Here is a 12,426-nt window from a genome sequence, read left to right as displayed (position 1 = left end):
GCGCTAATGGAAGGAGAAAACCAACTCCCACGGCATATACCAAAGGTTAGCCAGCACCATCAGCAAAAGTGAACACCACGTCGCACTCATGCCGGAACGACGCCAGCGAAACAGGCGGTGGTGAAAACCGTAATAATGCATTAGTCGGCCGGCAAGCAGAAGCAGGCCACAGATGTGCACCATCCAGGTTTCTGCGCCATTCATCTCCATAAACAGCAGCAAAATTAACGCCACCGGGATGTATTCGACCGCATTGCCGTGAACGCGGATAGCGCTTTGTAGCTCGGAAAATCCGCCGTCACCGTAAGAAACGCGGTACTGCATTCTCAGGCGCACAACATCAAATGAAAACTTAATCAGTAGCAATGCACCTAATACCGCATACAGCGCGCTGACCATACAAACTCCCTGTTTTTTGGCAGATGGCACTTTACTATGATAGGGGGTGATATCAGAAAAGAGAAGATTGTTGTGGGATGACGGGGGCGCTGCCCACGGACGGTACCGCAGCCTGCAAGGCCTGCCAGAGAGCATCGACCAGTTCAGGTGCCTGCGCGATATCCGGGGTGTGCAGGAAGAGATATGGCGTGGTGGTCTGTTCCCACGTCGCTAATTTTTGCAGCCAGACGGCGAACATCTCCTGATTTTGCTGCATGTTATCGCTGCCGATAAACCTGACCATAGGGTGATGAGCCGTCACGATGGCATGAACAGGCACTTTGGGCTTTTTGCGTTGCGCATCAATGATGGCTTCGCTATGCGGAATGGCGCTATGCACCGGACGGCTGTCGAGGATCACACGGTTGACTGAGCGCTCAAGCAGGCCTCGATTGAGCGCTTTCTCTTCTTCACCTTTGGCAAAAAATGCAGGATGCCTGACTTCTACACCATAGGTAAATTCCCTGGGAAGTGTATCCAGAAACTCCCAGAGCGCGGGCAGATCGCGTGGGCCAAAGACGGCGGGAAGCTGCAGCCAGTACTGACCTATGCGGTTTGCCAGCGGCGACATTCTGTTCAAGAACTCGGCGGTCAAATCGTCGCAGTGACGCAGGGCCGCGTTATGGGAGATGGTTGCCGGAAACTTAAAGCAGAAGCGGAAATCATCGGTTGTTTGTTCGCGCCAGCGTTCAACAATCTCTGCTTTGGGTAGTGCATACAGCGTGGTGTTACCCTCGACGCAATTGAAGTGTCGGGCATATTCCTCAAGGCTGGTGATGCCAAGGCGCACCCATTTCGGGTGCGACCATTGAGGCAGGCCCACATACATCATAACGCGTTTAAAATCTCGTCAGTGCTGCGCACACGACCGATGCGTGGGAAGATGTGAGTCATACTGCCCAGGTGCTGTTCCGCGGAGGCCGCGCTGCAGGCATCTTCTGCAATCACAAGGTTAAAGCCCAGTTCCCACGCGTTGCGGGCGGTAGATTCCACGCCGATGTTGGTGGAAATGCCACAAAGAATGATGGTGTCGATTCCGCGACGGCGCAGCTGCAGCTCCAGATCGGTACCGTAAAATGCACCCCACTGGCGTTTAGTCACTTCGATATCACTGTCACGCTTGCCGAGTGAGACCGGATACGTCCACCAGTTTTCCGGTAGCGAATGCGCCGCAATCTGCGCATCGACGGGCTGTTTTAAGGCTTCGGCAAAATCGGCGGACCAGCCGACGCGCACCATGACAACAGGCGCTCCGCTTGTGCGGCATTTTTCCGCCAGGCGAGCGGCGCGGCTGACCACATCATTTGCGGTGTGCGGGCCTCCGGCAAAAGGCAGGATGCCTTCCTGTAAATCAATGACGACAAGCGCGGTTTTGCTGGTATCGAGTGTTAACATAGTCACTCCAGTTAAATTAATCACTTCCGCTACACCATACGACGTGATGGCCTGTTACCGGTCGGATAATTTTGTTAATTTTTGTGAGAATGCGCAATAAGAGTGCAGCAAACGACCGTCAGGCCGAGGTTCGCTCTTATCGTCCGGCGGAATTTCCAGTATAATAGCCGCCTTTTTTCATCCAGTTGTGACATACAGAAAGCTGCGACATAGTAGCCTGCATACCAGGCGACATTTAGCCTGCGGCTAATTAAGGGATATCTCATGCGTACAGAATATTGCGGGCAGCTGCGTCAGTCCCACGTTGGACAGCAGGTAACCCTGTGTGGTTGGGTCAACCGCCGTCGTGATCTTGGTAGCCTTATCTTCATTGATATGCGTGACCGCGAAGGTATCGTTCAGGTGTTCTTCGATCCGGATCGCGCAGATGCGTTGAAACTGGCTTCTGAGCTGCGTAATGAGTTCTGCATTCAGGTCACCGGCACCGTTCGTGCGCGTGACGAGAAAAACGTCAACGCAGACATGGCGACTGGCGCAATTGAAGTGCTGGCGTCCGATCTGGTGATTATCAACCGTGCTGAAGCGCTGCCGCTGGACTCTAACCACGTCAACACTGAAGAAGCACGTCTGAAGTACCGCTACCTGGATCTGCGTCGCCCGGAAATGGCTCAGCGCCTGAAAACCCGCGCGAAAATCACCAGTCTGGTGCGTCGCTTTATGGATGACCACGGTTTCCTGGATATCGAAACCCCGATGCTGACCAAAGCCACGCCGGAGGGCGCGCGCGATTACCTGGTTCCATCCCGCGTGCATAAAGGTAAATTCTACGCGCTGCCACAGTCTCCACAGCTGTTCAAACAGTTGCTGATGATGTCTGGTTTCGATCGCTACTATCAGATCGTAAAATGCTTCCGTGACGAAGACCTGCGTGCTGATCGCCAGCCAGAATTTACCCAGATCGATGTGGAAACCTCCTTCATGACCGCTGAGCAGGTGCGTGAAGTGATGGAAGCTCTGGTACGTAGCCTGTGGAACGACGTGAAAGGCGTTGAACTGGGTGATTTCCCAATCATGACCTTCGCTGAAGCTGAGCGTCGCTACGGTTCTGACAAACCAGATCTGCGTAACCCGATGGAGTTGGTGGACGTTGCTGATCTGGTTAAATCCGTTGAGTTTGCGGTATTTGCTGGCCCGGCTAATGATGCTAAAGGCCGCGTAGCTGCACTGCGTGTACCAGGCGGTGCGGCACTGAGCCGTAAGCAGATTGACGACTACGGTAACTTCATCAAGATCTACGGCGCGAAAGGTCTGGCCTATATTAAAGTCACCGAACGTGCAAAAGGTCTGGAAGGTATCACCAGCCCGGTCGCGAAATTCCTGAACGCGGACATCGTGGAAGCGATCCTTGAGCGCACTGGCGCGCAGGACGGCGACATGATCTTCTTCGGCGCGGACAACAAGAAAGTGGTTGCCGATGCGATGGGCGCCCTGCGTCTGAAACTCGGTAAAGACCTGAACCTGACCGACGAGAACAAATGGGCACCGCTGTGGGTTATCGACTTCCCAATGTTTGAAGACGACGGTGAAGGTGGTCTGACCGCAATGCACCACCCATTCACCTCGCCGAAAGACATGACTGCCGCTGAGTTGAAAGCCGCACCGGAAGACGCGGTGGCGAACGCCTACGATATGGTCATCAACGGCTACGAAGTGGGCGGTGGTTCCGTGCGTATTCACAGCGGTGACATGCAGCAGACCGTGTTCGGCATTCTGGGCATCAATGAGCAGGAGCAGCGCGAGAAATTCGGCTTCCTGCTGGACGCCCTGAAATACGGTACGCCTCCGCACGCGGGTCTGGCCTTCGGTCTTGACCGTCTGACCATGCTGCTGACCGGTACCGATAACATTCGTGATGTTATTGCCTTCCCGAAAACCACTGCCGCGGCGTGTCTGATGACCGAAGCACCAAGTTTTGCTAACCCGGCCTCTCTGGCCGAGCTGGGCATTGAAGTGGTGAAGAAGGAAGAGAAAAACTGATATGACATATAAGCTGCCCGTTTCGGTCCTGGTGGTCATCTATGCAGAAGACACGAAGCGGGTGCTGATGTTGCAGCGGCGCGATGACCCTGATTTCTGGCAGTCGGTAACTGGCAGTCTGGAAGAGGGGGAGACCGCGCTGCAGGCCGCCGCGCGTGAAGTAAAGGAAGAGGTCACCATTGATGTTGCCCGCGAGCAACTGACCCTGAAGGACTGTCAGCGCACGGTGGAGTTTGAAATTTTTAGCCATTTACGTCATCGCTATGCGCCGGGTACCGAGCGGAATACGGAATCGTGGTTCTGTCTTGCACTCCCCCACGAACGTGAGGTTGTGTTTACCGAACACCTGACCTACCGCTGGGTAAGTGCGGCGGATGCCGCCGCTCTGACCAAGTCGTGGAGCAACCGGCAGGCGATTGAAGAATTTGTAATTAACGCAGCCTGAGAAGGCGCGATTTTTGGAGAACTTTTTATGGCAGGTCATAGTAAGTGGGCCAACACCAAACACCGTAAAGCGGCACAGGATGCCAAACGCGGTAAAATCTTTACCAAAATCATTCGTGAACTGGTAACAGCGGCACGTCTGGGCGGCGGCGATCCGGCTTCTAACCCGCGCTTGCGCGCGGCGGTTGATAAAGCGCTGTCTAATAACATGACGCGTGACACCCTGAACCGTGCAATCGCACGTGGCGTGGGCGGTGATGAAGACGCGAACATGGAAACCATCATTTATGAAGGTTACGGCCCTGGCGGTACTGCGGTCATGGTTGAGTGTCTGTCCGACAACCGTAACCGTACCGTAGCCGAAGTGCGTCACGCGTTTACCAAAACCGGTGGTAACCTTGGAACTGATGGTTCCGTTTCTTATCTGTTCAGCAAGAAAGGCGTGATCTCCTTCGAGAAAGGCGACGAAGATGTGATCATGGAAGCGGCACTGGAAGCCGGTGCAGAAGACGTTGTGACCTTCGATGATGGCGCAATCGACGTCTACACCGCGTGGGAAGAGATGGGTGCGGTACGTGACGCGCTGGAAGCGGCGGGTCTGAAAGCAGACAACGCTGAAGTGTCTATGATCCCATCAACCAAAGCGGACATGGATGCGGAAACTGCACCGAAACTGCTGCGTCTGATCGATATGCTCGAAGACTGCGACGACGTGCAGGAAGTGTATCACAACGGTGAAATCTCTGATGAGGTTGCAGCGACTCTCTGATGAGAGCGTGTAAACCGTTAACGGGAGACGCGTGATGTCGATTATCCTCGGGATTGACCCCGGCTCACGCGTCACCGGCTATGGCGTTATCCGTCAGGTGGGACGCCAGTTAACCTACCTCGGCAGCGGGTGTATTCGCACCAAAGTGGACGATCTGCCGTCACGCCTGAAACTGATCTACGCAGGTGTGACAGAAATTATCACCCAGTTCCAGCCAGACTATTTCGCCATCGAACAGGTCTTTATGGCCAAAAACGCTGATTCGGCATTAAAGCTTGGTCAGGCGCGCGGTGTGGCCATTGTTGCTGCCGTAAACCAGGATTTACCGGTGTTCGAATACGCGGCAAGGCAGGTCAAGCAGACGGTGGTGGGGATTGGCAGCGCGGAGAAAAGCCAGGTGCAGCACATGGTGCGAACCTTGCTAAAGCTCCCCGCGAACCCGCAGGCGGACGCCGCGGATGCGCTGGCTATCGCGATTACCCACTGTCACGTCAGCCAGAACGCGATGCAAATGAGCGAGTCGCGGCTCAATCTGGCGCGAGGCAGGTTACGATAATGAAAAATCAGGCTGGATGTTTATCCAGCCTTTTTTTATTATGTCGGCAGTTAATTTTTCCAGAACGCAGGAGCGTCACGTGATAGGCAGACTCAGAGGCATCATCATTGAAAAACAACCCCCGTTAGTGCTGCTGGAAGTGGGTGGCGTGGGCTATGAAGTCCATATGCCGATGACCTGCTTCTACGAGCTGCCGGACGCGGATAAAGAGGCGATTGTCTTTACTCAGTTTGTGGTGCGTGAAGATGCTCAACTGCTGTACGGCTTCAACAACAAACAGGAACGTACCCTGTTCCGCGAGCTGATTAAAACCAACGGCGTCGGACCGAAGCTGGCGCTGGCAATTCTCTCCGGTATGTCAGCTCCACAGTTTGTGAATGCCGTTGAGCGCGAAGATCCCGCAGCGCTGATTAAGCTTCCGGGTATCGGCAAGAAAACCGCCGAGCGTCTGATTGTCGAAATGAAAGATCGCTTCAAAGGGCTGCATGGCGATCTCTTTACCCCTGCGACCGATCTGGTGCTGACCTCGCCTGGCGCGCCAGCGACGGATGATGACGCCGAGCAGGAAGCGGTTGCTGCGCTGGTGGCACTGGGCTATAAACCTCAGGAGGCCAGCCGTATGGTGAGTAAAATCGCCAAACCGGATGCCAGCAGTGAAACTCTGATTCGTGAAGCGCTGCGCGCTGCATTGTGAGGTAAAGGATGATTGAAGCAGATCGCCTGGTATCGGCAGGCTCCCTTCAGGCAGAAGACGTGGTGGATCGTGCGATCCGCCCGAAGCTGCTTGATGAGTACATTGGCCAGCCGCAGGTACGTTCCCAGATGGAGATTTTCATCCAGGCGGCAAAACTGCGCGGCGATGCACTCGATCACCTGCTGATTTTTGGTCCTCCGGGACTGGGGAAAACCACGCTGGCGAATATCGTCGCCAATGAAATGGGGGTCAACCTGCGTACTACCTCCGGCCCGGTGCTGGAGAAAGCAGGCGATCTGGCGGCGATGCTGACCAACCTTGAACCCCATGACGTGCTGTTTATCGATGAGATTCACCGCCTGTCGCCGGTTGTGGAAGAGGTGCTCTATCCGGCGATGGAAGATTACCAGCTGGATATCATGATCGGTGAAGGGCCGGCTGCGCGCTCTATCAAGATCGATCTGCCACCGTTTACCCTGATTGGCGCAACAACCCGCGCCGGGTCGTTGACCTCTCCGCTGCGAGACCGTTTCGGCATCGTACAGCGTCTTGAGTTTTACCAGGTGGCGGACCTCCAGCACATCGTTGGCCGTAGCGCCCGCTATATGGGGCTGGAAATGAGCGAAGAGGGCGCGTTTGAAGTGGCGAAGCGCTCGCGCGGGACACCGCGTATTGCCAACCGCCTGCTGCGCCGCGTGCGTGACTTTGCCGAAGTGAAGCATGATGGTTCCATTTCCGCCGAGATTGCTGCTCAGGCGCTGGATATGCTGAATGTCGATGCTGAAGGTTTTGACTATATGGACCGCAAGCTGCTACTGGCGGTGCTGGACAAATTCTTTGGCGGCCCGGTCGGGCTGGATAACCTGGCGGCGGCAATTGGGGAAGAGCGCGAGACAATTGAAGATGTGCTCGAACCGTATTTGATCCAGCAGGGCTTCCTGCAGCGCACCCCGCGTGGACGTATGGCAACGGTGCGGGCGTGGAATCATTTCGGCATTACCCCACCGGCAATGCCATAATGTTTAATTCCCTCTCCCGCCGGGAGAGGGCATCAGCGCCCTCGATGTCAACTTGCCGTCTTCTTCATCATACTGAAAATAAACAGCACCGCTGCACACAGCACCACAGACGGCCCTGCAGGCGTGTCATAAAACGCCGAGAAGGTTAACCCACCTGTTACCGCAACCATCCCAATGAGAACGGCCACACCGGCCATCTGTTCTGGCGTGCGGGCAAAGCGGCGCGCTGTTGCTGCAGGAATGATCAGCAGGGAGGTAATAATCAGCGCTCCAACAAACTTCATCGCCACACCAATGGTCAACGCTGTTACCAGCATCAGCAGCAACTTCACGCGCTGCAATTTCACGCCGTCAACAAACGCCAGATCCGGACTTACGGTCATCGCCAGCAAATTACGCCACTGCCAGAGCAGAATGCCGAGCACCACGACGACACCAATGGCGATAGAGATCAGGTCTTCTGGCGTCACGGCCAGCAGGTCGCCGAACAGGTAGGCCATCAGGTCGACGCGGATGTTCGACATCAGGCTCACGACGACCAGACCCAGCGACAGGGCACTGTGCGCCATGATACCAAGCAGTGTATCAATGGCCAGGTGTGGGCGTTTTTCCAGCCAGACCAGCCCCCCGGCAAGGAGCAGCGTGACTACAATCACCGCATAGAAAGGGTTGACGTTCAGTAACAGACCAAAAGCGACGCCCAGCAGAGAGGCATGCGCCAGGGTATCGCCAAAATAGGACATTCTGCGCCAGACAACAAACGAGCCGAGTGGGCCCGCGGCGCAGGCAAGCATAATCCCGGCTAACCAGCCGGGCAGTAACAGTTCAATCATGAGTGTCCATTTCCCCGGCGCAGGACAATTCGTCCCTGTAAATCATGGCGATGATTATGATGATGGCGATAAATGCCCAGTTGCTCAGCACCGCGAGGGCCAAACATGGAGATAAACTCCGGATGCATTGACACCACTTCAGGCGTGCCGGAGCAGCAAATATGGTGGTTGAGACACAGCACTTCGTCAGTTTTTGCCATGACCAGATGCAGGTCATGGGACACCATCAGCACTGCGCAATCAAGCTCTCGACGTAGCTGGTCGATCAAATCATAAAGCGCAACCTGACCATTCACATCCACACCCTGAGTCGGCTCATCCAGTACCAGCAGCTGCGGGCTGCTCAGCAGCGCGCGGGCGAGTAAAACTCGCTGCGTTTCACCGCCGGACAGTTTTTGCAGAGGCGCATCGACAAGATGGCCCGCCTGCACGCGTTTCAGTGCCGGGAGAATATCGGCTTTACGGGTGCCGGGGCGCAGACGCAGGAAACGGCTGACCGTCAGCGGCAGCGTGGCGTCGAGGTGAAGTTTTTGCGGCACATAGCCAATACGCAATTTTTCCTCGCGCGTGATCACGCCTTCATCGGGTGCGACCAGACCCAGCACCACGCGCACCAGGGTAGATTTTCCGGCGCCATTGGGACCGAGCAGCGTCAGAATTTTGCCGGGCTTCAGATCCAGCGACACGTCAGAGAGGACGCGGCGCTGCCCGAATGAGACCGAAATATTTTCAAGAGAAACCAATGTCGTCATGTCATTTTAAGCTTGAAGAAGTCAACGAATGTTATAATATCACATTCCACGCATTCACTACGATGATTAGTCGCATTATGTTACATAAAAATACGCTTCTTTTCGCAGCATTATCCGCTGCCCTTTGGGGTACAACCGCACAAGATGTTAACGCTGCGGTTGTCGCTTCGCTTAAACCGCTTGGATTCATCGCATCTGCCATTGCAGACGGGGTAACGGAAACCCAGGTTCTGCTCCCTGATGGTGCATCCGAGCATGACTATTCCCTGCGCCCGTCAGATGTAAAGCGCTTACAAAACGCGGACTTAGTCGTCTGGATTGGTCCGGAAATGGAAGCGTTTATGCAGAAGTCAGCGAAACAGATAGTTGACGAAAAACAGGTCGCGATTGCCGAACTCCCTGGCGTGAAACCGTTGCTCATGAAAGGGTCGGATGACGACGGCGACGAACATGACCATCATGCTGCAGACGGCGAAAAAGGTGATGGAGATCACCATCACGGCGAGTACAACATGCATCTTTGGTTATCCCCAGAGATAGCGCGGCTTTCAGCGGTTGCAATCCATGACAAATTAGTGGAACTTATGCCGCAAAGTCGAGCCAAACTAGACGCCAACCTGAAGGATTTTGAGGCACAATTAGCCGCAACCGATAAGCAGGTAGGTACTGAGCTCGCACCGTTGAAAGGAAAAGGGTATTTCGTTTTTCATGACGCCTATGGCTATTACGAAAAACACTACGGTCTGACCCCGCTGGGTCATTTTACCGTCAACCCTGAAATTCAACCTGGTGCGCAGCGTTTACATGAAATCAGAACACAGTTGGTTGAGCAAAAAGCGACATGCGTTTTTGCTGAGCCACAGTTCAGGCCAGCGGTCGTAGAAGCCGTGGCCAGGGGGACATCCGTGCGCATGGGGACCCTTGACCCGCTAGGAACGAATATCCAGTTGAGCAAAGCGAGCTATTCGCAGTTTCTCAGCCAACTGGCGAACCAGTATGCGAGCTGCCTGAAAGGAGATTAACGAGGAAGTGAATACGTGCAACAGATAGCCCGCTCTGTCGCCCTGGCATTTAACAATCTGCCTCGACCCCATCGCGTTATGCTGGGGTCGCTTACAGTTCTCACTTTAGCGGTCGCCGTCTGGCGGCCCTATGTTTACCACCCGAGTTCTGCCCCTATCATCAAAACCATCGAGCTCGAAAAGAGCGAAATCCGTTCTTTGCTGCCTGAAGCCAGTGAGCCTATCGATCAGGCGGCTCAGGAAGATGAAGCTATCCCACAAGATGAACTGGACGATAAAACCGAGAGCGACGCAGGGACCCACGAATACGTTGTTTCTACCGGGGATACGCTGAGTAGCGTACTGAACCAGTACGGCATCGACATGGGCAATATCAGCCAGCTGGCGGCTGCAGATAAAGATCTCCGTAATTTGAAAATAGGGCAACAGCTCTCATGGACATTAACGGCAGATGGCGATCTGCAGAGTCTGACCTGGGAAATGTCTCGCCGCGAAACCCGCACCTACGAACGCACTGCAAACGGTTTCAAAATGACCAGCGAAATGCAGAAGGGCGACTGGGTCAATAGCGTTATGAAAGGGACCGTGGGCGCAAGCTTTGTTTCCAGTGCCCGAGATGCAGGGTTGACCAGCGCTGAAATCAGTTCTGTCATAAAAGCCATGCAGTGGCAGATGGATTTCCGCAAGCTGAAGAAAGGTGATGAGTTTTCAGTTCTGATGTCCCGCGAAATGCTGGAGGGTAAGCGCGAGCAGAGCCAGCTGCTGGGCGTGCGTTTGCGCTCAGAGGGCAAAGATTACTACGCGATTCGTGCTGAAGACGGCAAGTTCTATGACCGCAGCGGTACAGGTCTTGCGAAAGGCTTCATGCGCTTCCCGACGGCGAAACAGTTCCGCGTTTCCTCTAACTTCAATCCGCGCCGTCTGAACCCGGTCACCGGGCGTGTTGCACCGCATCGTGGCGTTGATTTTGCTATGCCGCAGGGTACACCGGTACTGGCTGTGGGTGATGGTGAAGTGGTCATGGCCAAACGCAGCGGAGCAGCTGGATACTATGTTGCGGTGCGTCATGGTCGTACTTACACGACTCGCTATATGCACCTGCGCAAGTTGTTGGTCAAACCGGGTCAGAAAGTGAAACGTGGTGACCGTATCGCGCTGTCAGGCAATACCGGACGTTCTACCGGCCCGCACCTGCACTATGAAGTATGGATCAACCAGCAAGCCGTGAACCCGCTGACGGCGAAACTGCCGCGCACCGAAGGCCTGACAGGTAAAGATCGTTCTGATTACCTGGCGCAGGTGAAAGAGGTGGTGCCGCAGCTGAGCTTAGACTAAGCCTTCTGTGTTGTTTAAAAAGCCGGTGTCAGTGTGCGCCGGCTTTTTCTTTTGTGCGTGGGCGACTGCCTCGCTACACTATCTGAATAAAATTTTGCGTCATCAGACCCTGGATCCAGCATGGAAACCCAAAAAAACAATATTGAATACATTCCCGAGTTTGAAAAATCTTTCCGTCACCCGCGTAACTGGGGGGCCTGGCTTGGCGTTTATGCATTTGCGGGTATTGCGATGTTACCAGCTTCTGTACGCGATCCTGTGCTGGGCAAAATAGGTCGCCTGGCCGGACGCTTAGGTAAAAGTGCCCGTCGCCGCGCGCAAATTAATCTTTACTACTGTTTCCCGGAAAAGAGCGACGCAGAGCGGGAGGCCATTATTGATGCCATGTATACCACTGCGCCACAGGCGATGGCGATGATGGCTGAACTGGCGCTGAAAGGGCCGGAGAAAGTTATGGATCGCGTTGACTGGAAAGGTCTGGAAATCATTGATGAGATGCGTCGCAACAACGAGAAGGTCATTTTTCTCGTTCCGCACGGCTGGGGCGTTGATATTCCAGCTATGCTGATGGCGTCGCAGGGACAAAAAATGGCGGCAATGTTCCATAATCAGGGTAACAAGATCTTTGATTACGTGTGGAATACGGTACGTCGCCGTTTTGGTGGTCGCCTTCATGCGCGCAATGATGGTATCAAGCCGTTTATTCAGTCCGTACGTCAGGGCTACTGGGGCTACTATTTGCCGGATCAGGATCACGGCCCGGAACACAGTGAGTTTGTGGATTTCTTCGCGACCTACAAAGCGACACTACCTGCGATTGGCCGTCTGATGAAGGTGTGCCGTGCCCGTGTTATTCCGCTTTTCCCGGTCTACGACGGTAATACCCACCGTCTGAGCATTGAAGTTCGCCCGCCGATGGATGATCTGCTCACTGCAGACGATAACACCATTGCGCGTCGAATGAACGAAGAGGTGGAAATACTGGTGGGACCGCATGCGGAGCAGTACACGTGGATACTGAAACTGCTTAAAACGCGTAAGCCAGGCGAAAAAGAGCCGTATAAACGCAAAGAGCTTTTTCCAACGAAATAAAAAAAGCCCTCTCTGAAAGGAGAGGGCTTTTTAACAGAGA

Annotated in this window: 14 protein-coding genes; 9 read left to right on the top strand and 5 right to left on the bottom strand. The window is 54.5% G+C overall.

Going from position 1 to position 12,426, the window contains the following annotated elements; all coding sequences use genetic code 11:
- Nucleotides 1-3: 3 nt before the first annotated feature.
- The 3 genes from ACJ9Y9_RS14235 to ACJ9Y9_RS14225 are packed head-to-tail and all read right to left on the bottom strand — an operon-like array spanning nucleotide 4 to nucleotide 1,833.
- Entirely contained in the window at nucleotides 4-399 is a 396-nt protein-coding gene (locus tag ACJ9Y9_RS14235; RefSeq protein WP_028018624.1) for an MAPEG family protein, read from the bottom strand.
- A 52-nt stretch (nucleotides 400-451) separates the two neighbouring features.
- Nucleotides 452-1,270: a DUF72 domain-containing protein gene (locus ACJ9Y9_RS14230; RefSeq protein ID WP_028018625.1), complete on the bottom strand. Its 819-nt coding sequence runs from the start codon at nucleotides 1,268-1,270 to the stop codon at nucleotides 452-454.
- Complete coding sequence (locus ACJ9Y9_RS14225; protein WP_028018626.1) at nucleotides 1,267-1,833, bottom strand: hydrolase; 567 nt, start codon at nucleotides 1,831-1,833, stop codon at nucleotides 1,267-1,269. The genes ACJ9Y9_RS14230 and ACJ9Y9_RS14225 overlap by 4 nt, the downstream gene beginning before the upstream one ends.
- A 264-nt stretch (nucleotides 1,834-2,097) precedes the next feature.
- Between ACJ9Y9_RS14225 and aspS the strand changes: the two genes are divergently transcribed.
- The 6 genes from aspS to ruvB all read left to right on the top strand — a co-directional run bounded on the left by aspS (nucleotide 2,098) and on the right by ruvB (nucleotide 7,352).
- Complete coding sequence (gene aspS / locus ACJ9Y9_RS14220; protein ID WP_028018627.1) at nucleotides 2,098-3,870, top strand: aspartate--tRNA ligase; 1,773 nt, start codon at nucleotides 2,098-2,100, stop codon at nucleotides 3,868-3,870.
- A gap of 1 nt (nucleotide 3,871) precedes the next feature.
- Nucleotides 3,872-4,315, top strand: a complete 444-nt coding sequence (gene nudB / locus ACJ9Y9_RS14215; protein ID WP_028018628.1) for a dihydroneopterin triphosphate diphosphatase — start codon at nucleotides 3,872-3,874, stop codon at nucleotides 4,313-4,315.
- A 27-nt stretch (nucleotides 4,316-4,342) separates the two neighbouring features.
- Nucleotides 4,343-5,083 (top strand): YebC/PmpR family DNA-binding transcriptional regulator, encoded by a 741-nt coding sequence (locus ACJ9Y9_RS14210; RefSeq protein WP_028018629.1) that lies wholly within the window; start codon nucleotides 4,343-4,345, stop codon nucleotides 5,081-5,083.
- Between the two features lie 34 nt (nucleotides 5,084-5,117).
- Nucleotides 5,118-5,639 (top strand): crossover junction endodeoxyribonuclease RuvC, encoded by a 522-nt coding sequence (gene ruvC / locus ACJ9Y9_RS14205; RefSeq protein WP_014832404.1) that lies wholly within the window; start codon nucleotides 5,118-5,120, stop codon nucleotides 5,637-5,639.
- A gap of 79 nt (nucleotides 5,640-5,718) precedes the next feature.
- The gene (gene ruvA / locus ACJ9Y9_RS14200; protein WP_028018630.1) at nucleotides 5,719-6,333 is read left to right on the top strand and encodes a Holliday junction branch migration protein RuvA; all 615 of its coding nucleotides are present in this window, start codon (nucleotides 5,719-5,721) and stop codon (nucleotides 6,331-6,333) included.
- Between the two features lie 8 nt (nucleotides 6,334-6,341).
- A complete protein-coding gene (ruvB, locus tag ACJ9Y9_RS14195; protein ID WP_028018631.1) occupies nucleotides 6,342-7,352 on the top strand; it encodes a Holliday junction branch migration DNA helicase RuvB in 1,011 nt (336 codons plus the stop codon).
- 47 nt (nucleotides 7,353-7,399) lie between these two features.
- Here the strand turns inward: ruvB and znuB are convergent, their stop codons facing one another.
- A complete protein-coding gene (gene znuB, locus ACJ9Y9_RS14190; RefSeq protein WP_028018632.1) occupies nucleotides 7,400-8,185 on the bottom strand; it encodes a zinc ABC transporter permease subunit ZnuB in 786 nt (261 codons plus the stop codon).
- Nucleotides 8,182-8,937 (bottom strand): zinc ABC transporter ATP-binding protein ZnuC, encoded by a 756-nt coding sequence (znuC, locus tag ACJ9Y9_RS14185; RefSeq protein ID WP_028018633.1) that lies wholly within the window; start codon nucleotides 8,935-8,937, stop codon nucleotides 8,182-8,184. Before znuC ends, znuB begins: the two co-directional genes overlap by 4 nt.
- Nucleotides 8,938-9,014: 77 nt before the next feature.
- Here znuC and znuA point away from each other — a divergent pair, with 77 nt between their 5' ends.
- The 3 genes from znuA to lpxM all read left to right on the top strand — a co-directional run bounded on the left by znuA (nucleotide 9,015) and on the right by lpxM (nucleotide 12,386).
- A complete protein-coding gene (gene znuA, locus ACJ9Y9_RS14180; protein WP_028018634.1) occupies nucleotides 9,015-9,959 on the top strand; it encodes a zinc ABC transporter substrate-binding protein ZnuA in 945 nt (314 codons plus the stop codon).
- Nucleotides 9,960-9,974: 15 nt separating this feature from the next.
- On the top strand, nucleotides 9,975-11,294 hold the full coding sequence (mepM, locus tag ACJ9Y9_RS14175) for a murein DD-endopeptidase MepM (RefSeq protein WP_028018635.1): 1,320 nt from the start codon (nucleotides 9,975-9,977) through the stop codon (nucleotides 11,292-11,294).
- Nucleotides 11,295-11,414: 120 nt separating this feature from the next.
- Nucleotides 11,415-12,386 carry a lauroyl-Kdo(2)-lipid IV(A) myristoyltransferase gene (gene lpxM / locus ACJ9Y9_RS14170; protein ID WP_028018636.1) on the top strand — a complete coding sequence of 324 codons (972 nt, stop codon included), beginning with the start codon at nucleotides 11,415-11,417 and terminating at the stop codon, nucleotides 12,384-12,386.
- Nucleotides 12,387-12,426: the final 40 nt, after the last annotated feature.

Source organism: Enterobacter sp. CPE_E1241 (assembly GCF_045618265.1).
GTDB classification, from domain to species: Bacteria; Pseudomonadota; Gammaproteobacteria; order Enterobacterales; family Enterobacteriaceae; genus Enterobacter; species Enterobacter adelaidei.
The sequence above is the reverse complement of the archived record's forward strand: the minus strand, read 5'-3'. Positions and strand labels throughout refer to the sequence as shown.